At 72.8% G+C, this 24,870-nt stretch carries 26 protein-coding genes; 11 read left to right on the forward strand and 15 right to left on the reverse strand.

Going from position 1 to position 24,870, the window contains the following annotated elements; all coding sequences use genetic code 11:
- Position 1 precedes the first annotated feature (1 nt).
- A complete protein-coding gene (locus DEJ02_RS15760) occupies positions 2-190 on the reverse strand; it encodes a hypothetical protein (RefSeq protein WP_146249310.1) in 189 nt (62 codons plus the stop codon).
- Between the two features lie 128 nt (positions 191-318).
- Between DEJ02_RS15760 and DEJ02_RS15765 the strand changes: the two genes are divergently transcribed.
- Positions 319-498: a hypothetical protein gene (locus DEJ02_RS15765; RefSeq protein WP_111033732.1), complete on the forward strand. Its 180-nt coding sequence runs from the start codon at positions 319-321 to the stop codon at positions 496-498.
- A 124-nt stretch (positions 499-622) separates the two neighbouring features.
- Positions 623-1,888 carry an MFS transporter gene (locus DEJ02_RS15770; RefSeq protein ID WP_111033733.1) on the forward strand — a complete coding sequence of 422 codons (1,266 nt, stop codon included), beginning with the start codon at positions 623-625 and terminating at the stop codon, positions 1,886-1,888.
- A 169-nt stretch (positions 1,889-2,057) separates the two neighbouring features.
- On the opposite strand, the gene DEJ02_RS15775 is transcribed toward DEJ02_RS15770, so the two are convergent.
- The 6 genes from DEJ02_RS15775 to DEJ02_RS15800 all read right to left on the reverse strand — a co-directional run bounded on the left by DEJ02_RS15775 (position 2,058) and on the right by DEJ02_RS15800 (position 9,600).
- Complete coding sequence (locus tag DEJ02_RS15775) at positions 2,058-2,729, reverse strand: response regulator transcription factor (protein ID WP_017888182.1); 672 nt, start codon at positions 2,727-2,729, stop codon at positions 2,058-2,060.
- Positions 2,730-2,816: 87 nt separating this feature from the next.
- A complete protein-coding gene (locus tag DEJ02_RS15780; RefSeq protein ID WP_111033734.1) occupies positions 2,817-4,139 on the reverse strand; it encodes a hypothetical protein in 1,323 nt (440 codons plus the stop codon).
- Positions 4,136-5,293, reverse strand: coding sequence for an ATP-binding protein (locus DEJ02_RS15785; RefSeq protein ID WP_111033735.1), 1,158 nt, complete (start codon positions 5,291-5,293; stop codon positions 4,136-4,138). Before DEJ02_RS15785 ends, DEJ02_RS15780 begins: the two co-directional genes overlap by 4 nt.
- Positions 5,294-5,425: 132 nt before the next feature.
- Positions 5,426-6,628 carry a homoserine O-acetyltransferase gene (locus tag DEJ02_RS15790; protein WP_111033736.1) on the reverse strand — a complete coding sequence of 401 codons (1,203 nt, stop codon included), beginning with the start codon at positions 6,626-6,628 and terminating at the stop codon, positions 5,426-5,428.
- A 271-nt stretch (positions 6,629-6,899) separates the two neighbouring features.
- Positions 6,900-8,231: a bifunctional o-acetylhomoserine/o-acetylserine sulfhydrylase gene (locus tag DEJ02_RS15795; protein WP_071404574.1), complete on the reverse strand. Its 1,332-nt coding sequence runs from the start codon at positions 8,229-8,231 to the stop codon at positions 6,900-6,902.
- Positions 8,232-8,511: 280 nt separating this feature from the next.
- The gene (locus DEJ02_RS15800) at positions 8,512-9,600 is read right to left on the reverse strand and encodes an acyltransferase family protein (RefSeq protein ID WP_111033737.1); all 1,089 of its coding nucleotides are present in this window, start codon (positions 9,598-9,600) and stop codon (positions 8,512-8,514) included.
- A gap of 123 nt (positions 9,601-9,723) precedes the next feature.
- On the opposite strand from DEJ02_RS15800, the gene DEJ02_RS15805 reads away from it, so the two are divergent.
- From DEJ02_RS15805 to DEJ02_RS15825, 5 genes are all read left to right on the forward strand, one after another.
- Positions 9,724-10,497, forward strand: coding sequence for an SDR family oxidoreductase (locus DEJ02_RS15805; RefSeq protein ID WP_111033738.1), 774 nt, complete (start codon positions 9,724-9,726; stop codon positions 10,495-10,497).
- 93 nt (positions 10,498-10,590) lie between these two features.
- Positions 10,591-11,118, forward strand: coding sequence for a phosphoribosyltransferase (locus DEJ02_RS15810; protein ID WP_181440396.1), 528 nt, complete (start codon positions 10,591-10,593; stop codon positions 11,116-11,118).
- Positions 11,115-11,834 (forward strand): Type 1 glutamine amidotransferase-like domain-containing protein, encoded by a 720-nt coding sequence (locus DEJ02_RS15815; RefSeq protein ID WP_181440397.1) that lies wholly within the window; start codon positions 11,115-11,117, stop codon positions 11,832-11,834. The genes DEJ02_RS15810 and DEJ02_RS15815 overlap by 4 nt, the downstream gene beginning before the upstream one ends.
- A 5-nt stretch (positions 11,835-11,839) precedes the next feature.
- Entirely contained in the window at positions 11,840-12,523 is a 684-nt protein-coding gene (locus tag DEJ02_RS15820) for a uracil-DNA glycosylase (RefSeq protein ID WP_111033740.1), read from the forward strand.
- A gap of 9 nt (positions 12,524-12,532) precedes the next feature.
- Positions 12,533-13,138, forward strand: coding sequence for a GNAT family N-acetyltransferase (locus DEJ02_RS15825; protein WP_027465815.1), 606 nt, complete (start codon positions 12,533-12,535; stop codon positions 13,136-13,138).
- 106 nt (positions 13,139-13,244) lie between these two features.
- Here the strand turns inward: DEJ02_RS15825 and DEJ02_RS15830 are convergent, their stop codons facing one another.
- Positions 13,245-13,943 (reverse strand): FadR/GntR family transcriptional regulator, encoded by a 699-nt coding sequence (locus DEJ02_RS15830; protein ID WP_181440398.1) that lies wholly within the window; start codon positions 13,941-13,943, stop codon positions 13,245-13,247.
- A 207-nt stretch (positions 13,944-14,150) separates the two neighbouring features.
- On the opposite strand from DEJ02_RS15830, the gene DEJ02_RS15835 reads away from it, so the two are divergent.
- Together DEJ02_RS15835 and DEJ02_RS15840 are read left to right on the forward strand one after the other, a co-directional pair.
- Positions 14,151-15,701, forward strand: a complete 1,551-nt coding sequence (locus DEJ02_RS15835; RefSeq protein WP_220034912.1) for a GntP family permease — start codon at positions 14,151-14,153, stop codon at positions 15,699-15,701.
- Positions 15,698-16,261 (forward strand): gluconokinase, encoded by a 564-nt coding sequence (locus tag DEJ02_RS15840; RefSeq protein WP_110864025.1) that lies wholly within the window; start codon positions 15,698-15,700, stop codon positions 16,259-16,261. The genes DEJ02_RS15835 and DEJ02_RS15840 overlap by 4 nt, the downstream gene beginning before the upstream one ends.
- 16 nt (positions 16,262-16,277) lie before the next feature.
- Here DEJ02_RS15840 and DEJ02_RS15845 read toward each other — a convergent pair whose 3' ends face one another.
- Both DEJ02_RS15845 and DEJ02_RS15850 read right to left on the reverse strand, forming a co-directional pair.
- Positions 16,278-17,195 (reverse strand): L,D-transpeptidase, encoded by a 918-nt coding sequence (locus DEJ02_RS15845; protein WP_111033742.1) that lies wholly within the window; start codon positions 17,193-17,195, stop codon positions 16,278-16,280.
- 24 nt (positions 17,196-17,219) lie between these two features.
- A complete protein-coding gene (locus DEJ02_RS15850) occupies positions 17,220-18,893 on the reverse strand; it encodes an ABC-F family ATP-binding cassette domain-containing protein (RefSeq protein WP_071404584.1) in 1,674 nt (557 codons plus the stop codon).
- A gap of 52 nt (positions 18,894-18,945) precedes the next feature.
- On the opposite strand from DEJ02_RS15850, the gene DEJ02_RS15855 reads away from it, so the two are divergent.
- The gene (locus tag DEJ02_RS15855) at positions 18,946-19,362 is read left to right on the forward strand and encodes an HIT family protein (protein WP_111033743.1); all 417 of its coding nucleotides are present in this window, start codon (positions 18,946-18,948) and stop codon (positions 19,360-19,362) included.
- Between the two features lie 36 nt (positions 19,363-19,398).
- On the opposite strand, the gene DEJ02_RS15860 is transcribed toward DEJ02_RS15855, so the two are convergent.
- The gene (locus DEJ02_RS15860; protein WP_110864030.1) at positions 19,399-19,698 is read right to left on the reverse strand and encodes a hypothetical protein; all 300 of its coding nucleotides are present in this window, start codon (positions 19,696-19,698) and stop codon (positions 19,399-19,401) included.
- Positions 19,699-19,739: 41 nt separating this feature from the next.
- On the opposite strand from DEJ02_RS15860, the gene DEJ02_RS15865 reads away from it, so the two are divergent.
- The gene (locus DEJ02_RS15865; RefSeq protein WP_111033744.1) at positions 19,740-21,185 is read left to right on the forward strand and encodes an amidase; all 1,446 of its coding nucleotides are present in this window, start codon (positions 19,740-19,742) and stop codon (positions 21,183-21,185) included.
- A gap of 238 nt (positions 21,186-21,423) precedes the next feature.
- Here the strand turns inward: DEJ02_RS15865 and DEJ02_RS15870 are convergent, their stop codons facing one another.
- From DEJ02_RS15870 to DEJ02_RS15885, 4 genes are read right to left on the reverse strand one after another with little or no spacing between them, the layout of a single operon-like run.
- A complete protein-coding gene (locus DEJ02_RS15870; protein WP_111033745.1) occupies positions 21,424-22,209 on the reverse strand; it encodes an ABC transporter ATP-binding protein in 786 nt (261 codons plus the stop codon).
- On the reverse strand, positions 22,206-23,018 hold the full coding sequence (locus DEJ02_RS15875; protein ID WP_111033746.1) for an ABC transporter ATP-binding protein: 813 nt from the start codon (positions 23,016-23,018) through the stop codon (positions 22,206-22,208). The genes DEJ02_RS15870 and DEJ02_RS15875 overlap by 4 nt, the downstream gene beginning before the upstream one ends.
- A complete protein-coding gene (locus DEJ02_RS15880; protein WP_111033747.1) occupies positions 23,015-23,884 on the reverse strand; it encodes an ABC transporter permease in 870 nt (289 codons plus the stop codon). Before DEJ02_RS15880 ends, DEJ02_RS15875 begins: the two co-directional genes overlap by 4 nt.
- On the reverse strand, positions 23,881-24,834 hold the full coding sequence (locus tag DEJ02_RS15885) for an ABC transporter permease (RefSeq protein WP_111033748.1): 954 nt from the start codon (positions 24,832-24,834) through the stop codon (positions 23,881-23,883). Before DEJ02_RS15885 ends, DEJ02_RS15880 begins: the two co-directional genes overlap by 4 nt.
- Positions 24,835-24,870 lie beyond the last annotated feature (36 nt).

The raw sequence follows: 24,870 nt of genomic DNA on the forward strand, positions 1-24,870 counted from the left end.
GTCAGCGGCGCCGACGCGGACGCCTGCGGCGACGGGGGTCGGTGCCGACGACCGCCGCGACCGTCAGCAGGACGAGGCCGGCGACCGTGAACACCACGACGACGACGATCCCGAGCGGGTCGGTGACGTCCTCGCAGTTCGCGGGCGCGCCGGCGGCGCAGGAGGCCAGGACGGTCGTGACGGTGGGCACGTCGTCATCCTGCACCGCAGCGTCGCCCGACACGCCGGAGCGGTCCCTCGGATGTCGGTGGCCGGGTGTCTCATGGTCTGCATCGAGCCACTTCCGGTGGCCTGCGAGACGACGATGAGGAGCGCGTGATGATGCACGACGGCTGGTGCCCCGACTGCGACCTGCGAACGGTCGTCATCGACACGGACGAACAGGGCGACAACGCCTGGGCGACCTGCGCGGAGTGCGGCACCGGATGGGTGCACCGCGACGAGCTGCCCGGGCAGACCCCGGCGCGCACCCGCACGCCGGAGCGCCAGGCGGCCTGAGCTCCCGCGGGCTTTCGTTGGTCCGTTGGAGCGGTCTACACTCGACGGACCAGGACATCACGGCCGCCCCGTCCGGTGGGGTGCTGCACCGTCGTCCCGCTCCGCCCGCACGAGAACAGGCCCCATGTCACCGCTCACGCCTGCGCGTCGCACCCTCGCGCTCATCTCGCTCGCCCTCGGCGGGTTCGCCATCGGCTCGACCGAGTTCGTCGCGATGGGACTGCTGCCGAACATCGCGCAGGCCCTGCTCCCCGAGCAGTACGGCATCGACCCCGACGCCGGGATCGCCCACGCCGGCTGGCTCGTCAGCGCGTACGCCCTCGGGGTGGTGGTCGGCGCGCCGACCATCGCGGCGATGTCCGCCCGGTTCCCGCGCAAGGGCCTGATCCTCGTGCTGCTCGTCGGGTTCGTCGTCGCGACGATCGCGAGCGCGCTGCTGCCCTCGTTCGGTCTGGTGCTCGTCGCCCGCTTCGTCGCCGGTCTGCCGCACGGCGCCTACTTCGGCATCGCGTCGATCGTGGCCGGCGACATGATGGGCCCGGGCAAGCGCGGCAAGGGCATCGCCATGGTGCTGCTCGGCCTGTCGGTCGCGAACGTCGTCGGGGTCCCGGCGATCACGTGGGTCGGACAGGTGGCCGGGTGGCGGGTCGCCTACGGTGTCGTCGCCGCGCTGTTCGCCCTGACGTTCCTGGCCGTCGCGGCCTTCGTGCCGAAGAGCGCCCGCGACGAGCACGCCACGATCGGCCGTGAGCTCCGGGCGTTCCGCGTGCCGCAGGTGTGGATCGTGATGGGCCTCGGCGCCGTCGGGTTCGGCGGCTTCTTCGCCGTGTACTCGTACATCTCGCCGCTCGTGCAGAACGTCACCGGGATGCCCGAGTCGTTCGTGCCGATCGTGCTCGTCGTCGTGGGCATCGGCATGGTCGTCGGCGGGGTGCTCGGCGGACACCTGGCCGACCACAGCGTGAAGCGCACGATCTACGTCGGCATGTTCTCGCTCATCGGCGCCCTGCTCATCACGGTCCTGACCGCGCAGTGGCTCTGGGGCATGCTGCTCGGCGCGTTCCTGCTCGGTGCGACCTCGTCGGCGATCCCGCCGGCGGTGCAGTCGCGCCTGATGGACGTCGCGGGGGATGCCCGCACGATCGCGGCGGCGCTGAACCACTCGGCGTTCAACATCGGCAACTCGATCGGTGCGGCCCTGGGTGGCGCCGTCATCGCCGCCGGCTTCGGGTTCCTCGCACCGGGCTGGCTCGGCATCGGCCTCGCGCTGCTCGGCGTCCTGGTGACGATGGTCAGCTACGCGGTCGAGCGGCGGAGCACCCGTCGTGCCGCGGTCCGCTCCTCGTCACCGTCCACCGGCCCGATCACCGCACCGGTCCCGACGGCCTGACCCGCGGGGTGCGCGCACGCACCCACCGGACGGGAGGCCCGTGGCGACGCCGCCACGGGCGTCCCGTCCGTCACTTGGCCCGGCCACCGCACATGGTGAGCAGCAATGGTCGGGTCCCGTGACGGGACCCGACCATTGCTGCTCACGAAGCGCAACGCGCAGCCGCGCGCTAGAGCCCCAGGGGGCTGCCGTCCTGCACGATGATGCCGTCGGTGATCGCACGCTTCCGCAGCGCGACCTTCGTGCCCACGTCGAAGCCGGCGACGCGGTACTTCTCGCGGATGCGCTTGAGGTAGCTCTTCGCGGTCTCCTCGGAGATGCCGAGCTGGTAGGCGACGCTCTTGACGGGCTCGCCACCGCCGTACAGGGCCATCACGCGACGCTCCTGCGCGCTGAGCTTCGGGACGCCGCCGACGTCGCCGCTGTTGATGGCGAGGTCGAGCTCGGCCGAGACGTACTGCTCGCCGCGCTGGGCGGAGCGGATCGCCTCGACGATCATGTCGGCGTCCTCGCTCTTGACGAGGTACCCGAGGGCACCGGCGCCGAGGGCCTCGCGCACGACGTTCGGCTCCGAGTACGTGCTCATCACGACGGTCTTGACGCCCGCGGTCTTGAGCGTCGAGATCTTCAGCGACACCGGGATGGAGTCCTTGAGGTCCAGGTCCAGCAGCACCACGTCGACCGGGAACGCCGGGCTCGTCAGGAGCTCGGGCCAGGTCGTGACGGCGGCCACCAGGGTGATGTCGTCGGCCGCGTTCCGGATCCACTCCGTGAGCGCGCCGAGGAGCATCCTGTGGTCGTCGACCAGTGCGAGTCGGATCGGTTCCTCTGGAGTCGCCATGCTGGCGTCCTTTCTCGGTGCGGATTGCTCGGCCGATCCTAGGAGGATGCGGGCCGGAAGTCGGTCAGGCATGCGGGTGTCCGGCGGCTACATCGACGGATGTCGGTTCACGACGCAGTGCGCGACGATGTGCAGCGCGCCGTCGCGGACGGTCTCCGTGTACGGGCCGATGCGCTGCAGGGCACTCCACGCCGTCGGGCCGAGGCTGCGCCGGGGCACCCCGCGGGACTCGATGACGACGGGCACGTCCATGGTGTCGTCGCTGACCGGGTGACCGTCGGAACCGATGGGGCCGAGGGTGACGGAGACGACGGGCATGCCGGGCTGCGCGGTGCGGCCGTCGCCGACCATCTGCCAGATCGCCTGCAGCAGCCCGTCGCGCTGGGTGGGGGAGAGGTGCCCCGCCAGGGCGGTCGGGTCGGCGACGCTCACCGAGCGACCGAGGTGGTCGGACTCGGTGATCGCGTGGTAGAGCCAGGTCTCGCGGCGCCCCTCGATCAGGTGCAGGCGGAGCTCGGTGGCGAGCGACGCGGCGACGGAGCTCGAGGCGTCGGACAGCGGCAGCGGGTCAGTGCCGTTGGCGACGGCGTCGAGCAGCTTCTCGGCGGCCAGGTCGAGCCGGGCGAGCTCGTCCGAGGCGAGCATGCCGACGGCGAACTGCGGCGCCTGCACGTTGCTCTGCACGAGCACCCGGTCGAGTTCGCGCTGTACGAGCTGGCGGAACCGCTGCACGACGTACAGCGCGAGCGCCGGCGGCACGACGACGAGCGACAGCAGGGACACGATGCCGGGCATGGTGTCGTGCGTGATCGGCGTCGACGCGACGGCCATCACGATGAACGCGATGCCGAGCGCACCGATGGCGACGGCGACCTCGCGGGCGGGGCGGAGCGTGGCGATCGGCAGCAGGGCGAACCCGGCGGCCATCGACGCGGTCGCGGTGTGCGCGATGTCGTGCTCGGGCCAGATGCCGATGAAGTCGAGCGTGACCACGCAGGCCAGCACGACGCAGATCAACGCGAAGGCCGGACCCGTCAGCCGTTCGCCGTAGGTCAGGACGCTGAGTCCGACCCCGACGGCGGCGACGATGTAGAGCCCCCAGGCGACCGCGGGCAACCACGGGTCGGAGTACTCGTTCCAGCGCACCAGGAAGAACGCGATGCCGGCGACGGCCTCGATCGCGGTGAGGACCGCGGCGCCGAGGCCGAGGTACCCGGCACCGAGCGACGCGCCGGGCTTCGCGGCCTGCCGCAGGGACCGGGCACCGGTGGACGTCGACGGGAGCCCTCTGGCCTGCCGGCGCTCGCTCGTGCGGTACCGCTCGCGCGCCTCGCGGCGGGTGCGAGGTGCAGGCGGAGCGGTCTCGCCGGGCAGGCTGCGGCCGATGGTGTCCTCGGGGACCCGGGTCATCGCGGTGCCTCCAGGACGACGGTGGTGCCGGAGCCCGGCGCGGAGAAGAGCTTGGCGTCGCCGCCGACCTCGCGCAGGCGGTTCACGACGCTCTCCTTGAAGCCGAGTCGTTCGGCACTGACGGTGGTGAGGTCGAAGCCGACGCCGGAGTCGGTGACCATCGCACGGACGACCTCGTTGTCGTGGACGATCGTGACGTGCGCCTCGCCGACGCCGGCGTGCCGACGGACGTTCTCGAGGCACTCGCCGAGCGCGAGCAGGAACGCGTCGAGCACGTTCGACGGCAGCAGGACCTGCCCGGTGCCGTGCCAGCTGACCTCGAGCCCCATCCGGCCGAAGCGCTGCTTGACCGACTCGAGGGTCTGTCCGAGCGGCGATTCCTCTTCGCGGGTGAGCGAGTAGTCACCGGACTGCGAGGGCTGCGGGGTCGCACCGAGGCGCAGGTGCCGCAGCAGTCGGGCGTCCTCGGCGGCCTGCTCGCGCATCGCCTGCTCGGAGACGCCGACGCCGGAGTGCGCCAGCAGCGTCAGGGTCGCGAGCACGGTGTCGTGCAGCAGGCGTGCACCCTGGCGGCGCTGTGCCTCGGTCTCGCTGGCCTGCCGTTCGGCGCGGTGGGCGGTGCCGATGCTGTAGATGCGACGGGCCACCCGGGGGATGCTGCGCGAGATCCAGATCGCCACGACGGCCATCAGGATCCACCCGAGCAGTGCGCCGCTGACCGGGGTCGACAGGAGCGAGCCCGAGCCCCAGACCATGAGCACCACCACAGCGCCGCCCCCGGCGATCGTGATGCCGAGACCGACCGGGTGCCCGCGCTGGGCCATCAGCGGTGCCGAGAGCCCGCCGGCGGCCAGGGGCATGACGGCGCTGGCGACGAGGGGCCGCGCCGAGTCGTCGACGCCGGTGAAGAGCAGCACCATCGTGGCGAGCCCGGCGACGACGATGGCGGCGGTCCACCACACTTCACCGCCGCGGCCGAAGCACACGAGCGCGGTGATCATCGCGGCGATGCAGAGGAGTGCGCCGATGAGGGGCGGCGTGGGCACGGCGGCGGCGGAGAGGATGCCCACGACGCTGACGAGCGCGCAGACGATGCCCACGACACGGGTCGCCGACCGCAGCAAGCGGTCGCGTTCCTGTGCGATGAAGTCCATCGATGTCCTGGTTGGTGACGATCTGGCGGTGCGGGAAACCGAGCGTCGGTCAGTGCCGAGCCCCACGCCATCATTCCACGCGCGCCACCCGTTGGGGGGTCTTCGGCGCGCCGCGGTGGCTGGTGGGCCCGCTCAGGACTCGAGCAGCCGTCGCAGGTGTGCCCCGACCTGCTCGTGCTCGATGAGGAAGCCGTCGTGTCCGAACTCGCTCTCGATCACCGCTGCGGAGTCCCCGTCGAGCGCGTCCGGCACGCCCGCGGCGATCCGGTGCTGGTCCTCGACGGGGAACAGCCGGTCGCTCGAGATCCCCACGACCAGGGTCCGCGCGGTCACCAGCCCGAGTGCCGCCGACACCCCGCCGCGCCCGGCGCCGACGTCGTGCGAGTCCATCGCGTACGTCAGCGTCACGTAGCTCGAGGCGTCGAACCGCCGGGTGAACTTGTTGCCGTGGAAGTCGAGGTAGCTCTCCACCGAGAACCGGCCGTCGTCGCCGAGCGGGGAGACGTCGCTCTGCCAGGACCGCGCAAAGCGGCTGTTCAGCTCGTCCGACGCCCGGTACGTCATGAGCGCCATCCGCCGGGCCAGGGACAGCCCCCGGTGCGGGCCCTCGCCGACGTCGGCCTCGTAGTAGTCGCCGCCCGCGAACGCCGGGTCCATCTGGATCGCCGCCCGCTGCAGCGAGTTCGCCGCGATCTGGTCGGCGGTGGTCTGCGCCGTCGACGCGAGGACCGCCAGCCGCTGCACGCGCGCGGGGTGCGAGACCGCGAACTCGAGGGCGTGCATGCCGCCCATCGACCCGCCGACGACGGCCGCGAAGGTCTCGATGCCGAGCCGGTCGGCGAGCTGCGCCTGCACCTCGACCTGGTCGCGCACCGTCACGAACGGGAACCGCGAGCCCCACTCCGCGCCCGACGGCGACACCGACGACGGCCCGGTGGTGCCCTGGCAGCCGCCGAGCATGTTCGGCGCGATGACGAACCACCGGTCGGTGTCGATCGCCCGGCCGGGGCCGACGACGTCGCCCCACCAGCCGGCGGTGCGGTGGCCCGGGCCGGCTGCACCCGTCACGTGCGAGTCCCCGGTCAGTGCGTGCAGGACGAGCACCGCGTTGTCACGGGCGGCGTTGAGCGTGCCCCACGTCTCGTACGCCACGCGCACGGACGGCAGGCGACCGCCGCGCACCCACTGCTCGCCGAGGGACTCGAAGTGGCGCGCACCCGGGTGGTCACCGGGACGCCAGGCACCGGTCACGGGCGGCTTGCCGAGGGTGCCGAGTTCGGTGCCGGGCACCAGGGTGGACGGCACGGAGTCCTCGGGGGTCGTCTGCCAGTCCATCGTGCGTCCAGTCTGCCGGGAGGCGCGGGTCGTCGCCGCCGTGTTACGTCACGCCCGGCGCGTGGCCGGCCTTCGGGCCGTGCTCGCGTCGTCCTGGTCCGGGCGTCTGCGGGTTGGTGCGTGGGCGGGTGCGACAACGTCGACGTCGTACGACATCGAGGAAGTCGCACCGCCGCGTCGGCAACTGTTGCACGGGCGGGCAAACGACAAGGTCGACGTCGTGCGACGTCGACCTTGTCGTTCCGAGCCGGTGCCCCAGGACGGGCGAACGCTACGCGCGCTGGCTCTCCTGCGCGATCGCCCGGGCCGCGGCGAGCCCGGCCTCGAGGTCGGCCTTCAGGTCGGCGATGTTCTCGATGCCGACCGACAGGCGCACCAGGCCGGGCGTCACCCCGGTGGTGAGCTGCTGCTCGGGGGTGAGCTGCGAGTGCGTGGTCGACGCCGGGTGGATGACGAGCGAGCGGACGTCGCCGATGTTCGCCAGGTGCGAGAACAGCTGCAGGTTGTCGACGAACGCCTTGCCCGCGGTGACCCCGCCCTTGAGCTCGAACGACAGCACGGCGCCGACGCCCTTCGGCGCGTACCGGTTCGCGGCGGCGTACCAGGGCGACGTCGGCAGCCCGGCGTAGGCGACCGTGGCGACGTCCGGGTGCTGGTCGAGCCACTCCGCGATCTCCTGCGCGTTCGACACGTGCCGCTCGATGCGGAGCGACAGGGTCTCGATGCCCTGCAGCAGCGCGAACGCCGTGTCCGCCGAGTTCGACGCACCGAGGTCACGCAGCAGCTGCACACGGGCCTTCACGATGTAGGCGAGCTCGTTGCCGACCGCCTCGGCGAAGACCGCACCGTGGTACGACGGGTCGGGCGTGTTGAACTCCGGGAACCGGTCGGCGTGCTGCGACCAGGCGAACTTCCCGCCGTCGACGATGATCCCGCCGATGACCGTGCCGTGGCCGCCGAGGAACTTCGTGGCCGAGTGCACCACGATGTCCGCGCCGTGCTCGAACGGACGGATCAGGTACGGCGTCGCGATCGTGTTGTCGACGATCAGCGGGACGCCGGACTCGTGGGCGACGTCGCTGACGCCCGTGATGTCGAGGACGTTGATCTTCGGGTTGCCGATGGTCTCGGCGAAGAACAGCTTCGTGTTCGGGCGGACCGCGCGGCGCCACTCCTCGAGGTCGTCCTGGTCCTCGACGAACGTCGTCTCGATGCCGAGCTTCGCCAGCGTGTACTTGAACAGGTTGTACGTGCCGCCGTAGATCGACGACGACGACACGATGTGGTCACCCGCCCCGGCGATGTTCAGCACCGCGTAGGTCTCGGCAGCCTGGCCGGACGCGACGAGCAGGGCCCCGGAACCGCCCTCGAGCGCGGCGATCCGCTGCTCGACGACGTCGTTCGTCGGGTTCATGATCCGGGAGTAGATGTTGCCCGGCTTGGCGAGCGCGAACAGGTCGCGCGCTTCGTCCGAGTTCGCGAAGACGTACGAGGTCGTCTTGTAGATCGGCGTCGCTCGGGCCCCGGTGGTCGGGTCCGGCTGTGCGCCGGCGTGGACCTGGGTGGTCTCGAACTGCCACTGCGCGGCGTCGTGCTCGGTCATCTTGGTGCTCCTGTCCGGTGCGGCTGGTCGTCGGGTCGCCCTGCGCTCGGCCTGGAGGCGCGGCGCGGCTGTGCGTCGGGTGTCACGGTACGCAGGTGGCCGGGCCCGCACCACCGCACCCGCCTCGGGACGTAACGCGCCCGCCGGTCCCGCCCCGCGCCTCCCGGCCAGGATGGTGCCCGGGGCTGACGGCGGCGACCACGGGGGATCGGTCGCGGCCTGCCGCGACGTCGCGCGCTGCCGACTGAGCGCAGCGAAGACGACTGCTTGCGCGGAAATGTCACCCGTCGCGGCGGAACAGCCAGTCGACCTTCGGCTCGAGCAGCCAGCGCATTCCCCGCCGCACGAAGGGCTGTGCGAGGAAGAGGCTCACGGCGCACGCGATGACGACCATCAGGAGCACGAACGGCCAGGCCGAGTGCTCGCCGGCCAGGACGCCGGACTCCCGGATCGGGTAGAGCACGAACGTGTGGAGGAGGTAGACGTACATCGTCGCCGCGCCGAACCGGGTGATCCAGACGTTCCGACGGGGGATGAGCACCAGGAACGACGCCGTCAGCAGGGTCGCGAGCAGCATCAGGCCGAAGCGCACCGCACCGGCCCACCAGGCGTCCTCGCCGAGCCCCGAGTAGGAGTCGTCGTAGAAGAACCAGTGGTGCAGGTCGAACTCCTTGAACTGCGGGATCCAGACCGCGCACGACACCGCCCACGCGGCGAACACCACGACGGCGGCGATCCGCACCCGGACGACCGTGCGACGGGACGCCTCGTACCAGCGGTCGAAGACGCCCCACTGCTTGACCTGCCACCCGAGCAGGAAGAACGGCAGCAGGCTGATCGCGCGGGACAGCGAGAGCGTGGAGTCGACGTTGTCGAAGTAGCCGACGCCGATGCTGAACACGACCGCCCAGAACAGCGGCCACCGCAGCTGCGCCAGGTACGGCAGGATCAGCTTGAAGATGCCCAGGGCCAGCAGGAACCACAGGGTCCACGTCGGCTTCGTCGGGTTGAAGTCCTTGCCGCCCTCGACGATGCCCTGCACCACGGTCCAGATCGTCTGCATGATGATGTACGGCACGACGATGTCCGTGATCGTCCGGCGCATCCGCCTCGCCGTCGGGGTGTCCGCCGACGAGAAGTAGCCGCTGATCACGCCGAACGCCGGCATGTGGAACGCGTAGATGAACGTGTAGAGCGCCAGGGCGTGCTCGCTCGCCGGCGTCTGCCGCTGGATCGCGTGGCCGATGACCACGAGCGTGACCGCGACGAACCGCGCGGTGTCCCACATCGGGATCCGGCGCGGGGCTCGACCGGGCTCGAGCTGCGTCGCCGGGGCCGAGGGGGCGGGAGGGGCGGCATCCGTCGTCATCGCCGGTCACGTTACCGGATCGTGATCTGGACGGCCCGGTGCGGTGCCGGAACCGTCCCGCTCGGTACGGTGGGCGGACCGGGCAACCACGTGCCCCGGTCACCGACGCAGGAGGCAGATCACATGGCAGCACGGCGCGCAGTCGTCACCGGAGCGAGCTCGGGCATCGGGGCGGCCACCGTCCGGCTGTTCCGGTCGCGGGGCTGGGACGTGCTCGCCGTGGCCCGCCGCACCGCGAAGCTCGAGGCGCTCGCCGCGGAGACCGGGGCCGACACCCTGGTCGCCGACATCACGGACGCCGACGACGTGGCGGCGCTCGCCGCGCGGGTCGCGGACCTCGGCGGTGCCGACGTGCTCGTGAACAACGCCGGTGGGGCGTTCGGTTCGGCGAGCGTCGAGGAGTCCGACGTCGACGACTGGCGCGCCATGTTCGAGGTCAACGTGATCGGCACGAAGCGGGTTGTCTCCGCGCTGCTGCCGCACCTGCGCGACCGGGCCCGGGAGTCCGGGAGCGCCGACATCGTCACGGTGACCAGCACCGCCGGGTTCGTCGCGTACGAGAACGGTGGCGGCTACAACGCCGCGAAGTTCGCCGAGCACGCCCTGGTCGGCGCGCTCCGGCTCGAGCTGAACGGCGAGCCGATCCGGGTCGTCGAGATCGCGCCGGGCATGGTGAAGACCGACGAGTTCGCACTCACCCGGTTCCGTGGCGACGAGCAGAAGGCCGCCGCGGTGTACGACGACGTGCCGGAGCCGCTCGTGGCCGACGACGTCGCCGAGGCCATCGTGCACGCGGTGGAACTGCCGGCACACGTGAACCTCGACCTCGTGACGATCCGGCCGGTGGCGCAGTCGGCGCAGCACAAGCTGGCGCGTGGCCCGCTGACGCCCCGCTGAGCCGACCCGCGCCGGACCCGCGCCGGACCCGCGCAGCGCCCGGGCTGCTGCCGCGGGTCGCGGGCGCGGGCTCCCTGCCGGTACCGTGGTCGGATGCCGATCAGCAGCGAACCCGAGCCCGCGGCTCCGTCCACCGTGACCGTGACGAGCGGGCCCGAGGTACTCGGCTGGCTCGAGTTCGGTGACGCCGCACGCCTGCTCGCCAAGGACGTCCTGTCCAGCGGCTTCGAGCCCGAGGTCGTCGTCGCCGTCGCCCGCGGCGGACTGATCATCGCCGGCGCCGTGGCGTACGCCCTCGGCACCAAGGAGTGCGGCTCGATCAACGTCGAGGTCTACACCGACGTCGAGCAGCGGCTGGAGGAGCCGGTCGTGCTCGCCCCCGCCCTCGACGCCCCGAGCCTGTCCGGCAAGCGGGTCCTCGTCGTCGACGACGTGTCGGACTCCGGCCGCACCCTGCGTCTGGTGGTCGACATCATCCGGAACGCCGGTGCCGACGTCCGGAGCGCCTGCCTGTACTCGAAGCCCGGCACCGTCCTCGAGCCCGACCACGTGTGGCGCCGGGTCGACGGCTGGATCACGTTCCCGTGGAGCGCCCTCGCCCCCGTGACGGCCGAGTCGTGAGCATCCACCTGGTCGGCGGCGGTCTCTTCGCCGCCGCGGACGCCGCAGCACCGTTCCTCGCCGAGGCGACCGCCCGTTCGGCAGCGGTCGGCCGGAGCGTCCCGCGCATCGCCCTGCTCTCCGTGGCGGGCCCGGACGGCGGCAGCCCGTCGTCGACGGCCGACATCGCCGAGGTCCTCGGGGGCCCGCGCACGGCCGAGGTGCTCGTCACCGAGGTCGCGGCCGGTCAGGTCTTCGACACCACCGTCCTGAGCGACGTCGACGCCCTGGTGATCGGCGGCGGCGTCACCCCCGACTACCTGGCGGCGATCGCCCCGCTCGTCGACCAGCTCCGGCTGCTCGTCGCCGACGGTCTGCCCTACCTCGGCTACTCGGCCGGTGCGATGATCGCCGCCGACCGTGCCCTGGTGGGCGGCTGGCGCATCGGCGGCGTCGAGATCTGCCCCGAGGCGGCGTCCGAGGGGCTGGACGAGGTCGAGCTCCGCGAGGGCCTCGGCCTGGTCGACCTGACCATCGACGTGCACGCGGTGCAGTCCGGCACGCTCGCGCGGCTCATCGCCAGCGCCGAGGCCGAGTTCGTCACCGCCGGACTCGCGATCGACGAGGACACCACGCTCGTCGTCGGCGAGGGCGCGCTCGAGGTCCGCGGGACCGGCAGCGTCTGGCGCGTGATGGCCGGCGAGGAGTCGGTGGCCGTCGCCACCATGGGCGCGTAGCCGACGTGGAACCACGGCCGCTCGCCGACCTGGTCGACCCCGGCTGGGCCGATGCCCTCGCGCCGGTCGAGCCCGACGTGCACCGGATCGGTGCGTGGCTCCGCGACGAGACCGCGGCCGGTCGGCACTACCTGCCCGCCGGCGGCGACGTGCTCCGCGCGTTCACGACCCCGTTCGACGCCGTCAAGGTGCTGGTCGTCGGGCAGGACCCGTACCCGACGCCCGGCCACCCGATCGGCCTGTCCTTCGCGGTCGACCCCGCAGTCCGTCCGGTGCCGCGGAGCCTGGCGAACATCTACCGCGAGCTCGCCGACGACCTCGGGGTGACGCCCCCGCCGCACGGCGACCTGCGTGCGTGGTCCGACCAGGGCGTCCTGCTGCTCAACCGGGTGCTCACCGTGCAGGCGGGCGAGGCCGGCAGCCACCGCGGCAAGGGCTGGGAATCGGTGACCGACCAGGCCGTCCGTGCCCTGGTCGCCCGTGGCACCCCGCTCGTCGCCGTGCTCTGGGGCGCGCAGGCCGGTTCGGTGCGACCGCTCCTCGGCGACACCCCGGTCGTCGCGTCGGCCCACCCGAGCCCGCTCAGCGCGTCGCGCGGGTTCTTCGGTAGCCGCCCGTTCTCGCAGGTGAACGCGCTGCTCGAGTCGCAGGGCGCACCGCCCGTCGACTGGACGCTGCCCGCTCAGTAGGCTCGGCACGTGCTCGAGGAGGAATACCAGCGACGGCGGGTCCTGCCGCGACACCTGCGTGCCCCGGCGGCGACCGAGACGGCCTTCGAGTACCGCATCCGTGCGGCCGAGGTGGGGGACCTACCCCACGTGCGCGAGATCCACACGCACTACGTCCGCAACTCGTCGGTGACCTTCGACCCGGCGGCGTTCACGTACGCCGCGTGGAAGAAGCGCTACGACGACATCCGGAAGCGCCGCCTGCCGTTCTTGGTGGCGGAGAACCCCGCCGGGCAGATCCTCGGGTACGCCCTGGTCGACGCGTGGAACCCGCGGGACCGCTCGAACCACGTCGTCGAGGACTCGATCTACCTCGGCGCCGCGTCCGGTGGCAAGGGGCTCGGCCGCGCGCTGATGGAGGCACTGCTCGACGAGTGCCGCTCGGCCGGTGTGCGCGAGGTCGTCGCCGTCATCGCGGACCGGCAGGCCGAGGCGTCGATCCGGCTGCACGAGCGGCTCGGCTTCGAGGAAGTGGGCCGGATGGGCAAGGTCGGCTACAAGTACGACCGCTGGCTCGGCACCGTCACGATGCGGCTCCGCCTGCGCGGCCCGCGGCTGTTCGCGCGACGACGCTGACGGAGCCGACGCGGTCGACGCGCGTCACGCTCGAGACGCGGCCACAGGGCGGACGGGAGGCCCGTGGCGGCCCCGGCACGCGCCTCCAGGCCGTCGCCCGGTCGCGTCAGCCCGCCGGCGCCTCGGTGATGAACTCGTCGCGCGTCACGCGGAGCAGCGCGGTGGCCGCCGCCGCGGCGGCGTCCGCGTCACCGTCGACCGCTGCGCGCCCGACGGCATGGTGCCGGAGCGCCGCCTCGCGCGTCCAGCGCGTGATGGGGTCGCGCGACTCCGACGTGCGGGTGCGCAGGAGCGCCTCGACCGTGCCGGCGAAGTGCGCGAACACGGCGTTCCCCGACCCGGTGAGCAGGGCACGGTGGAAGCGGACGTCGGCCTCCAGGTAGGCGCGGCTGTCCTCGCGCCCGCAGGCGTCGAGCATGTCCTCGGCGGCGGTGAGCACGGCGTCCGCCCCCGCGGAGCCGGCGGTCAGGGATGCCGCGACGGGTTCGACGCCGAGCCGGAGCTCGACGAGCTCGCGCTGCTGCACGAAGTACGCCGGTGAGGTACCGCGCCACCGGATCACGGTGGGGGCGAGCAGCTCCCACGCGGTGATGTCGCGGACGAGCGTGCCGACCCGCTGCCGGGGCTCGACCAGGCCGAGGGACTGCAGGACGCGCAGGGCCTCGCGGACGACCGAGCGGGACACCCCGAACTCGTCGGCGACCAGCTCGGGTCGCACGACGGAACCCGTGGGCAGTTCGCCGTCGACGATCCGCTGGCCCAGGGTGTCGAGCACGTGGGCGTGCAGTCCGCGTGCGGTGGGCATCGTTTCCTCCGTGCAGTACGGGTCACGCGGTCGTCGTGACGCCGGTCCCATCGAAGCGGCAGACTCCGGGGACGGGCGGTTGGCGCGCGGGACGACGTCGTATAGTCTGATTAATCAGATTATTGAGGGTCGGCGTTCGTCGTGCCAGTCCACCCTCGACACGAAGGCGACGGAGCCGCGCAGCAGCGACTCCAGGAAGGGGCGCTGATGCCTCACGCTCTCCCGGACCACCTGCTCGCCGCGGGTGGCACCACCGAGACGGTCGACCCGTCCGGTTCGATCCCGCAGCTGATCATCGCGGCACTCGCCGGCATCGTGGTGATCATCGCGCTCATCACCTGGCTGAAGGTGCACCCGTTCATCGCGCTCACGATCGGCGCGCTCGGCGTCGGCATCGGCGCGGGGCTCGCTCCCGACAAGGCGGTCACCAGCTTCGGTGACGGCTTCGGCGCGACCATGACGAGCGTCGGCATCCTCGTCGGGCTCGGGGCGATGTTCGGCAAGATGCTCGTCGACTCCGGCGCAGCGGACCGCGTCGTGGACACCCTGGTGCGGAAGTCGTCGAAGGCGGCGCTGCCGTGGACGATGGCCCTGATCGGGGCGCTCATCGGGCTGCCGATGTTCTTCGAGGTCGGGCTCGTCCTGCTCATCCCGATCATCGTGCTGGTCGCCAAGCGGAGCGAGGTGCCGATCATGAAGATCGCCGTCCCCGCGCTGGTCGGCCTGTCGACGATGCACGCGTTCGTCCCGCCGCACCCCGGCCCGCTCGTCGCGATCTCCACCGTCGGTGCGAACCTCGGCACCACGCTCGCCTTCGGCATCGTGCTGGCGATCCCGGTGATCATCCTGGCCGGGCCGCTCTTCGCCCGCTTCGCGGCCCGCTGGGTCGACATCCCCGTCCCCGACATGTTCGGGTCGCGTGGGGCGGTTGCCACCGCCGGCCCGGGGTCGGGTTCCGGGTCCGCCGCCTTCGCCGACGACCCGGCACACCCCGGACGGGAGGCCCGGCGCGGCCCCGCCACACAGGACACCGCGTCCCTACCCAACGGCAAGAGCGACTTCACGCGCGTCATCAGCGAGCCGCGCAGCCCGTCGTTCACCGTCGCCCTGATCGGCATCCTGCTGCCGGTCGTGCTCATGCTCGCCCAGGCGATCCGTGAGGCCACCGCCCCCGATGCCGCCGGCTCGTGGGTGAGCCTGCTCGACTTCCTCGGCTCGCCGATGATCGCCATCGGCATCGCGGCCGTCTACGCGATGGTCTTCTTCGCGATCGGCGGCGGGATGGACCGCTCAGCGGTGTCGAAGTCGCTCGAGAGCGCGCTGCCCCCGATCGCCGGGGTGCTGCTCATCGTCGGTGCCGGCGGTGGCTTCAAGCAGGTGCTCATCGACACCGGGATCGGCGGCGTGATCGCCGACGCCGTCAAGGACTCCGGCGTCTCGGTGCTGCTCGTCGCCTGGGTCGTCTCGGCCCTGGTGCGCGTGGCGACCGGGTCGGCCACGGTCGCCACCGTGACCGCCGCCGGCATCATGGCGCCGATCGCCGCCGACCTGTCGACGCCGATGACCTCCCTGCTCGTGCTCGCGATCGGCGCCGGCTCGGTGTTCCTGTCGCACGTGAACGACGCCGGGTTCTGGCTGGTGAAGGGGTACCTCGGCACCACGGTGGGGCAGACGTTCAAGACGTGGACGGTGCTCGAGTGCCTCATCTCGGTGTTCGGTCTCCTCGGGGTCCTGCTGGCCGGGGTGTTCATCCGATGAGCGGCGCAGGAGGAGTTGCTGCTGCCGGTGCGGCCGACGCCGGGCTGGACGCCCGCGTCCTGGTGGTGATGGGGGTCTCCGGGTCCGGCAAGTCGACCGTCGCCGCCATGGTGGCGGAGCAGGTCGGGTGGGAGTTCGCCGAGGGCGACGCGATGCACCCGCCAGCGAACGTCGACAAGATGCACGCCGGCACCCCGCTCACCGACGAGGACCGCTGGCCGTGGCTCGACGTCGTCGCCGGCTGGATCCGCGGACACCTGGACGCCGGGACGAACGGCGTCGTGACCTGCTCGGCCCTGAAGCGCTCGTACCGCGACGTGCTGCGAGCTCCTGGCGTGGTGTTCGTGCACGTGGCCGGTGACGGCGCGCTCATCGAGGAGCGGATGTCGCAGCGTTCCGGGCACTTCATGCCGACGTCGCTGCTGCAGTCGCAGCTCGCCACACTCGAGCCGCCGCAGTCCGACGAGGCCCACCTGACGATCGCCGCCGACCGCACCCCGGAAGAGGAGAGCGCCGAGGTCGTGGCACGGCTCGGACTGGTGCGGATCCCGAGAGCCTGATCCGCCGTACCGAGGCTCAGCTGAACCGGATCGGGGTGCCGACGGGCAGCGCCGCGAGCGTCTTCGTCATCTCCGCCGAGATCCGGACGCAGCCGTGCGAGCTGCCGGTCGGGTCCGGGTAGTAGTGCAACGCGGTCAGCGCGGCGTTGCCGCCGTACGACGGGATCCGCGACGAGTGCGCCCCGGTCAGGATGATCGGGTTGCCCTGCGTGTACGCGACGCGGGTGTCGACGTACGCCGCCTCGACGTAGGTGGCGGTGTCGGCCGGGGTCGGGTCCTCCGGGGTCCCGAGCCGCGCGGCCTCGGTGGCGGTGACCTTCCCCTTCCGGGTGACGACGGACACCGTGCTGGCGGCGACGTCGACCGTGATCATCCGGTCGGTGCGCGTCACGGTGAAGTCGGCGGCCCGGGCCCAGGCGAACGTCGCGCTCGGGGCGTCCGGGTCGCCGCCGTCACCGGGGGTGCGGTTGCGGGACGGCGTCGACACCAGGAGCATCCCGCCGTCCTTGCCGGGGGAGCGACCCCAGACCGCGGTCGCCGCGGGTCGGTTGATCGTCGACACCAGGTGGGACAGGGTCGCCACCGGCCGGGCGCGGCTCGACGGGCTCGCGTACAGGGCGACGAGCTGCGTGCGCGGGGTCGCGATCTGCCACGTGTCCTCGGGCTCCACGTCCCCGCCGTCGAGCAACTGCGGCACGACGGCGTCGTGGAACGCCAACGGCAGCGCGGCCAGGGTCGCGTCGGACGGTGCGGCGGGGACGGCCGCGAGCGTCGGCTTCGGTTTCGGCGTGGCGCTCGGGGTCGGTGTCGTCGTGGCCCGGGCCGCGCGGGTCGGCTCCGGTGCTGGCGACCCGACGGTCACCCCCACCACGACGGCAGCGACGGCGAGCACCACCACCCCGGCAGTCGTCGCGATCCAGGTGTTGCGTCGCATGGTGCTTCCCCCTCGGTCGATCCGTCAGCGTTCGGTGACGGTGCCGCCCTCGACCCGCCACTGCCGGTCGAGTCGGACGGTCTCCAGCATGCGCCGGTCGTGTGTGACGAGCAGCAGGGTCCCGTCGTAGGACTCCAGCGCCTGCTCGAGCTGCTCGATCGCGGTGAGGTCCAGGTGGTTGGTCGGTTCGTCGAGGACGAGCACGTTCACCCCGCGGGCCTGCAGCAGCGCGAGTCCGGCCCGGGTGCGCTCACCGGGGGAGAGCGCCGAGGCAGGTCGGCCGACGTGGTCCGCCTTCAGCCCGAACTTCGCGAGCAGCGTCCGGACGTCGGCGGTGGTGTACTCGGGGACGATCGCCTCGAACGCCGCTGCCAGGGGCTGGTCACCGGTGAACGCCGCACGCGCCTGGTCGACCTCGCCGACCGCGACGCTGGACCCGAGCGAGGCCGTGCCCGTCGTCGGCGCCTGCTTGCCGAGCAGCGCCCGCAGCAGGGTGGACTTGCCGGCGCCGTTGGGGCCGGTGATGCCGATCCGGTCACCGCCGTCGACCTGCAGCGAGACCGGTCCGAGGGTGAAGTCGCCCTGGGTGAACGTGGCGTTCGACAGCGTCGCGACGACGGCCGAGGACCGGGGTGCGCTGCCGATCGTGAACTCGAGCTGCCACTCCTTGCGCGGCTCCTCGACCTCGTCGAGCCGGGCGATGCGGGACTCCATCTGCCGGACCTTCTGCGCCTGCTTCTCGCTCGACTCCGAGGCGGCACGGCGGCGGATCTTGTCGTTGTCCGGGCTCTTCTTCATCGCGTTCCGGACACCCTGGCTCGACCACTCGCGCTGCGTCCGTGCCCGCGAGACCAGGTCGGCCTTCGTCGACGCGAACTCGTCGTACGCGTCACGCTTGTGCTGCCGGGCGATCTCGCGCTCCTCGAGGAACGAGTCGTATCCACCGCCGAACAGCCGGTTCGACGACTGTGCCAGGTCGAGCTCGAGCACCGAGGTCACCGAGCGCGCCAGGAACTCGCGGTCGTGGCTGACGAGCACCACCCCGCCGCGCAGCCCGCGCACGAACGCCTCGAGCCGGTCGAGGCCGTCCAGGTCGAGGTCGTTGGTGGGTTCGTCGAGCAGGACGATGTCGAACCGCGACAGCAGCAGCGCGGCGAGCCCGACGCGGGCGACCTGCCCACCGGACAGCGCGGTCATCAGGGAGTCCGGGCCGACGCCGTCCGCTCCGGAGTCGCCGGTGCCGGGTTCGAGGCCGAGGTCGGCGAGCACCGCCGGGATCCGGTCCTCCAGGTCCGCGGCCCCTGCGGCGAGCCAGCGGTCGAGCGCCGCCGAGTACCGGTCGGCTGCTGCGTCGCCGGCATCGGGGTCCCCGAGCGCCGCCGCCGCTGCGTCCATCGTCGCCGTCGCCTCGGTGCAGCCGGTCCGCCGCCCGAGGTACGCCGCGACGGTCTCACCAGCGATGCGCTCGTGCTCCTGGGGGAGCCACCCCACGAACGCGTCCGTCGGCGCCAGCGACACCGTGCCGGCCAGCGGCTCGTCGACCCCGGCCAGCAGCCGGAGCAGCGTGGACTTGCCGGCACCGTTCACGCCGACGACCCCGATCACGTCGCCCGGCGCCACCGTCAGGTCGAGGGAGTCGAACAGCGTGCGAGCGGCGTACCCGCCGGACAGGCCCTTGGCGACGAGCGTGGCGGTCATGCGCCCATCGTCCCACGCGGAGCGGGCACCCCACGTGCAGCAGACTGGGCCGATGGACTCCTGCGTCTTCTGTGCCGTGATCGCCGGTGACGAACCCGCCGTGTGGGTCGAACGCGAGGAGCACGCCGTCGCCTTCGCACCCCTGCCCGACTCGGCGCTGGCTCCGGGCCACACCCTGGTCGTGCCGGTCGAGCACACCGCTGACCTGCTCAGTGCAGGACCCGCGGCACTCGCCGCCACCACGGCCCTGGCGCAGCGCGTCGCCCGTGCGATGAAGGGTGCCCTCGGCGCGACCGGGACCGTCGTGCTGCAGGCATCGGGTGCGGACGCCGGTCAGAGCGTGCCGCACCTGCACCTCCACGTCGTGCCGTGCTGGCCGGACGACGCCACGACGCACTGGCCGGAGCGACGATCCGCGCACTTGGTCGACGGTGACCCGCACGCGCTCCTCGCCGAGATGTTCGAGTAGCCGCCCGGGCAGACCCTGCCCGGCCCGGCGCGACCCTCATCCCCGCGGCACCAACCGACCCGCACCCACCGGCAGCAGCCCGCCCCGGTACTCGAGCGCCGTCGCGCCGCCGACCGACACCGAGGCCGCCCCGAACCGCCACGCTCGGTTGAACAGGTACACGCCGATCACCGTGTCGCCGTCGTCCGGCACCGCCCACGTGCCGGTGCCCCACTGGGCCGGGTGCCCCACACCGTCGACGGTGACGGTCGGCCGGGCGAACCAGGCGAACAAGGGTCGGACGAGCCGGAGTTCGATCCGGCGCTTCGTCGTGCCGGAGGGGAGAGTGGTGTCCACCGTCGAAGGATACGGGGCCACCGCCGCCTAGGCTCGGAGCCGTGTTCGAACTCCACCACCTCTCCGCACAGGAACTCTGGGACTGGATCCGCCGGGGCGAGGCGACCGCCCTCGAGGTCACCGAGCACTACCTGGCCCGCGTGGAACGCCTGGACGCCGGACTCGGTGCCTTCGTGACGGTCACCGCGGACGCGGCCCGGGCCCGAGCCGATCGCCTCGGCCACCTGGTGCCGACGTCGAGACCGTTGTGGGGCCTCCCGTCCGCCGACAAGGACCTGTACGACCGCGCCGGGGTCCCCACGCGGAACGGCACCGCGAGCCTGCCGGAGCGGCCCGCGTCGGCCGACCACCCGCTCGTCGCCGCGCTCGACGCGGCCGGCACCGTGAGCTTCGGCAAGACGGCGTCACCGGAGTTCGGCATGTCCTCGTCGTCCGAGACCCGGCTCGGCGTGACGCGGAACCCCTACGACACCACGCGCGCGCCGGGCGGGTCGTCGAGCGGTGCGGCCGTGGCCGTCGCCGCCGGACTCGTGCCGGCTGCAGTCGGTTCGGACGGCGGCGGATCGGTGCGGATCCCCGCCGCGGCGACCGGACTCGTCGGCCTGAAGCCGAGCCGCGGCCGCGTGCCGTCGATGCCCGGCCGCTCCGGCGTCGGCGGCCTGTCCGTGGCCGGGCCGCTCACCCGGTCCGTCGCCGACGCGGGCATGCTGCTCGACGCGCTGGTCGCGCCGACCGGGCTGCCGGAACCGTCGCCGTACGCCCTCGTCACCCCCGACGTCGGCGAGGGGCCGTTCACCGCGGCCGCCGTCCGCGGCGAGGGCCGGTTCGTCGTCGGGGTGCTCGAGGGTTCGCCGTGGGACGACACCGTCGACGTGGTCGTCGACCCCGCTGCACGGGCTGCCGTGGAGACCGCCGTGCGGATGCTCGGCGAGGTCGGGCACGGCGTCGAGGACGTCCGGATGCCCCGCGCGCCCTACGCCGAGGCGTTCCGGGTGGCGTGGGAGAGCTCCGCCGCCCGCCTGCCGCAGGTGCCCGGCATCGACCTGTCGTCGCTGACCCCGCTCGTGGCGTGGCTCGTGGCCCGGGGGCAGGCACTGTCCGGCACGCAGGTCCTCGAGGCGATGTCGACGCTCGACACCTTCTCGACGACGCTCATCGGTGCGTTCGACCGGTTCGACGCGGTGCTCACGCCGACCCTCGCGATGACGCCGCGGCCCCTCGGCTGGTACGGCGACGACCCCGACGAGGACTTCCGCCGCCAGTGCGCGTACTCGCCGTGGACGTCGATGGCGAACGTGTCCGGGCTCCCCGCGATCACCCTGCCGGTCGACGTGACCGACGACGACCACCCGGACGGTGGCGGGCTGCCGATGGGCGTGCAGCTGATCGGACGCCCCGGCGGCGAGCGCGTCTTGCTCGCGATCGGCGCGCAGCTCGAGCGCCGGTTGCGCTGGCAGCGGCGGCACCCGGCTGCCTGGACCGCCTGACGGGAGGCCCGGGGCCGGGTCGTCGCGAGGGTCCCGCCCGACGCGCGCTGCGTGCTCGTGCGTCAGGTGCGTCGAACCGGTGCGACGAAGTCGTCGTCGTACGACAGCGATCCTGTCGCACCAACGCGTCCGCAACGGTTGCACGCGCGGGCGGGCGACGATGTCGGAGTCGTACGACGTCGACGGTGTCGTTCGACGTCTGCACGCGTGCCCCGCCGCCCCGCCCCGCGCAGCCCGCCTACGGCAGCGTCGGCGCCGCCGCCACCAACGCCCGCGTCACCGGGTGCTGCGGCGCGTCGAGGAGCGACACCGGCCCGTGCTCGACGATGCGGCCGTCGGACATCACCGCGACCGTGTCGCACAGCCGCTGCACGACGCCGATGTCGTGCGACACCAGCACGAGCGTCAGCCCGAGGTCGTCTGCGAGCGACCGGAACAGCTCGATCACCCGAGCGCGGACCACCACGTCGAGGGCGCTCATCGGCTCGTCGCCGAACAGGATCCGGGGCGAGTGCACCACGGCCCGGGCGATCGCGATCCGCTGCCGTTGCCCGCCGGAGAACTCGTGCGGGTACCGGTCGACCGTGTCGGCGGGCAGGTCGACGCGCTCCAGCACGGCACGCACGAGCTCGTCGTGCGACCCCGGCACCTGCAGGGCCCGCAGCGGCTCGGCGACGATCGCGCCGACGCGCATCCGCGGGTCGAGGGACGCGTACGGGTCCTGGAACACCACCCCGGTCTCGCGACGGAACCAGCGCAACGCACGCGCGGACCGGGACGCGACCACCGGACGGCCGGAGGCGGCGACGGTGCCGGCGGAAGGAGCCTCCAGGCCGGCGAGCAGCCGGACCAGCGTGGACTTGCCGGATCCCGATTCGCCGACGATGCCGAGCCGTGCGCCGGGGGCGACCGTCAGGTCGACGCCGTCGACGGCGGTGCGGACCGGACCGGGCTCGAACGGGCCGCGGCGGGGGAGTCGGTAGGTGCGGTGGAGACCGGTGGTCTCGAGGACGGGGAGGGTCACGGGGCGGTCCTCCTGGCGGTGGCGCGGGCGGCGTCGACGAGCGCGGCGGTGGCGGGGTGCTGCGGTGCGGCGAGCAGGTCCGCCACGCGGCCCTGCTCGACCACCCGGCCGGCGTCGAGCACCACGGCGGTGTCGGCGATGCGCGCGAGCACGGCGAGGTCGTGGGTGACGAACACCATGCCCGCCGGCAGGTGCTCGAACAGGTCGAGGATGCGGGCCTCGGTGGTGACGTCGAGCGCCGTCGTCGGCTCGTCGGCGACCAGGTACGACGGCTCGCCCGCCATCGCCATCGCGATGCAGATCCGCTGCCGCTGCCCGCCGGACAGCTGGTGCGGGTACTGCCGCAGCAACGACTCCGGGTCGGGCAGGCCCACGGACGCCGCCAGGTCGACGGCTGCCGCGCGCGCCGCGCGTCGGTCGAGCCCGCGGTGCAGCCGGAGCGGCTCCGCGATCTGCGCGCCGACCCGCCGCAGCGGGTCGAGCGCGGTGCCCGGCTCCTGGAACACCATCGCGATGCCCGATCCACGGTGGCGCGCGCGCTCGCGGTCGGGCAGGCCGACGAGTTCGGTGCCGTCCAGGCGGACGCTGCCGGTCACGACGGCGCCGGTGGGCTCCAGGCCCATCAGGGCGAGCGAGGTCATCGACTTGCCGGATCCGCTCGCGCCGATCACGCCGACGCGCTGGCCGGGAGGCACGGTGAAGGTGACGTCGTCGAGGATCGCCCGCCCCGTGATGCGGACCGACAACCCGCGCACCTCGAGTCCGGAGGCTGCGGTTGCGTGGGCGGTGCCGGCTGCGTGGCCGGTCATGCGGTCACCCCCGGGGTGGTGGTCGCCGGGTCGGCGTTCCGGTCGCTCGTCGTCAGCCGCGGGTCCGAGGCGTCCCGCACCGCGTCGCCGAGCAACGACAGTGCCGCGACGACGATCGCGATGGCGGCTCCCGGCCAGGTCGCACTCCACGGGTGGACCCCGATGTAGGTCTGCAGGTCGGACAGCAGGCTGCCCCACGACGCGGTGTCCGATCCGGCGCCGTAGCCCAGGTAGGACAGCCCGGCCTCGGCGAGCACCGCAGTGGCCATCGCGAGTGACAACTGCACGGTGAACAGCGGCGCCGCGTTCGGCACCAGGTGACGGAAGAGCACCCCGGCACCGCCGACGCCGGACGCCCGCGCTGCGGTGACGTAGTCGCTCCGGGCGATCCGCCGGATCTCGCCGCGGGCCACGCGGGCGATCGTCACGCCGAAGGACAGCCCGACGCTGACGATCACCACGCCGAGCGACCCGCCGAACACCGCGGTCAGGAGCATCGCGGTGAGCAGGGTCGGGAACGCCACGAGGATGTCGAGCAGGACCGCGGTGCCCTCGCGCACCCAGCGGGCGGTGAGCGAACCGATCGCGGTCAGGACGATGCCGACGACGCTCGCGATCACCCCGGAGCCGACGGCGACGAGCACGGTGGTGCGGGTGCCGGCGAGCAGGTAGCTCGCGATGTCGCGGCCGGCGGCGTCGGTGCCGAACCAGTGCGCGGCGCTCGGACCCTCCCACTGGTGGAACGGGTCGGCGCGGAACGGGTTCTGCGGCGTCCAGACGAGCGACACGGCTGCGAGCACGAGCAGCAGGCCGAGCACGACGACGGCGAAGACCCCGGTCGGTCGGGACACCAGACGGCGGATCATCCCTGCACCTCGCGCTGTCGGGGGTCGAGGGTGCGGTGCACGACGTCGACGGCGAACCCGACGAGCAGCACGAGTCCGGTGAGCACGAGCAGTTCCGACTGCACCTTCGTGATGTCGCGGCGGCCGACGTCGGTCACGAGCATCCGACCGACCCCGGGCAGGGAGAACAGCTGCTCGACGACGACGGCACCGACGAGCAGCCCGGCGATCTGGACCCCGAGCACGGCGAGCACCGTGAGGGCGACGCTCGGCAGACCGTGGCGGAGCAGCGCCTGCGTGCGGGTCAGCCCGACGGCGGCGGCGGTGCGCAGGTGGTCGGCATCGAGGACGGACAACGTGGCGGACCGGGTGAACCGGAGGATCACGGCGCCCTCGACGGCACCGATCGTCAGCGCGGGCAGCACGAGCGACGCGAACGCCCGCCCGGGTTCGGACCAGCCGTCGAGCGGGAAGCCCTGCGTCGGCAGCCGGTGCAGCGTCACCGCGAACAGGGCGACGAGGAGCATGCCGGCCCACACGACGGGCACGGCGGCGACGGCCTGCGCAGCGAACCCGATCACCGCGCCACCCGGGCGGCGACGGAGCACCGCGGCGACCACCCCGAGCGGGACGCCGATCACCAGGGCGGTCGCCAGCGACATCGCGGCGAGCGGCAGGGTGATCGCGAGCTTCTGCGCGATCTCCGGCGCGACGGCACCGTTCGTCACCAGCGAGCGGCCGAGGTCACCCCGGAACACCCCACCGATCCAGTCGAGGTACTGCATCACGACGGGCCGGTCGAGTCCGAGCTGCTGCCGGAGCTGCTCCACCTGCGCGGGGGTCGACTGCGTGCCGGCGACGACCTGGGCGACGTCACCGGGCAGCACGCGGAGCGTGGCGAAGATGATGACGCTCGCCACGAGCAGGCCGACGACGAGCAGGAGCACCCGCCCGATGAGGAACCGGGTCACGACACCGATGCTACGGGGACGGACACCCCGCCGCGG

Source organism: Curtobacterium sp. MCLR17_042 (assembly GCF_003234695.1).
GTDB classification, from domain to species: domain Bacteria; phylum Actinomycetota; class Actinomycetes; order Actinomycetales; family Microbacteriaceae; genus Curtobacterium; species Curtobacterium flaccumfaciens.

Bases quoted from the DNA above. Each gene is read 5' to 3' on its own strand.
- DEJ02_RS15780 (WP_111033734.1), bottom strand. From the start codon at position 4,139: ATGACCCGGGTCCCCGAGGACACCATCGGCCGCAGCCTGCCCGGCGAG.
- DEJ02_RS15770 (WP_111033733.1), top strand. From the start codon at position 623: ATGTCACCGCTCACGCCTGCGCGTCGCACCCTCGCGCTCATCTCGCTC.
- DEJ02_RS15875 (WP_111033746.1), bottom strand. From the start codon at position 23,018: ATGACCGGCCACGCAGCCGGCACCGCCCACGCAACCGCAGCCTCCGGA.
- DEJ02_RS15880 (WP_111033747.1), bottom strand. From the start codon at position 23,884: ATGATCCGCCGTCTGGTGTCCCGACCGACCGGGGTCTTCGCCGTCGTC.
- DEJ02_RS15795 (WP_071404574.1), bottom strand. From the start codon at position 8,231: ATGACCGAGCACGACGCCGCGCAGTGGCAGTTCGAGACCACCCAGGTC.
- DEJ02_RS15800 (WP_111033737.1), bottom strand. From the start codon at position 9,600: ATGACGACGGATGCCGCCCCTCCCGCCCCCTCGGCCCCGGCGACGCAG.
- DEJ02_RS15830 (WP_181440398.1), bottom strand. From the start codon at position 13,943: ATGCCCACCGCACGCGGACTGCACGCCCACGTGCTCGACACCCTGGGC.
- DEJ02_RS15765 (WP_111033732.1), top strand. From the start codon at position 319: ATGATGCACGACGGCTGGTGCCCCGACTGCGACCTGCGAACGGTCGTC.
- DEJ02_RS15790 (WP_111033736.1), bottom strand. From the start codon at position 6,628: ATGGACTGGCAGACGACCCCCGAGGACTCCGTGCCGTCCACCCTGGTG.
- DEJ02_RS15835 (WP_220034912.1), top strand. From the start codon at position 14,151: ATGCCTCACGCTCTCCCGGACCACCTGCTCGCCGCGGGTGGCACCACC.
- DEJ02_RS15850 (WP_071404584.1), bottom strand. From the start codon at position 18,893: ATGACCGCCACGCTCGTCGCCAAGGGCCTGTCCGGCGGGTACGCCGCT.
- DEJ02_RS15785 (WP_111033735.1), bottom strand. From the start codon at position 5,293: ATGGACTTCATCGCACAGGAACGCGACCGCTTGCTGCGGTCGGCGACC.
- DEJ02_RS15810 (WP_181440396.1), top strand. From the start codon at position 10,591: ATGCCGATCAGCAGCGAACCCGAGCCCGCGGCTCCGTCCACCGTGACC.
- DEJ02_RS15775 (WP_017888182.1), bottom strand. From the start codon at position 2,729: ATGGCGACTCCAGAGGAACCGATCCGACTCGCACTGGTCGACGACCAC.
- DEJ02_RS15845 (WP_111033742.1), bottom strand. From the start codon at position 17,195: ATGCGACGCAACACCTGGATCGCGACGACTGCCGGGGTGGTGGTGCTC.
- DEJ02_RS15855 (WP_111033743.1), top strand. From the start codon at position 18,946: ATGGACTCCTGCGTCTTCTGTGCCGTGATCGCCGGTGACGAACCCGCC.
- DEJ02_RS15805 (WP_111033738.1), top strand. From the start codon at position 9,724: ATGGCAGCACGGCGCGCAGTCGTCACCGGAGCGAGCTCGGGCATCGGG.
- DEJ02_RS15840 (WP_110864025.1), top strand. From the start codon at position 15,698: ATGAGCGGCGCAGGAGGAGTTGCTGCTGCCGGTGCGGCCGACGCCGGG.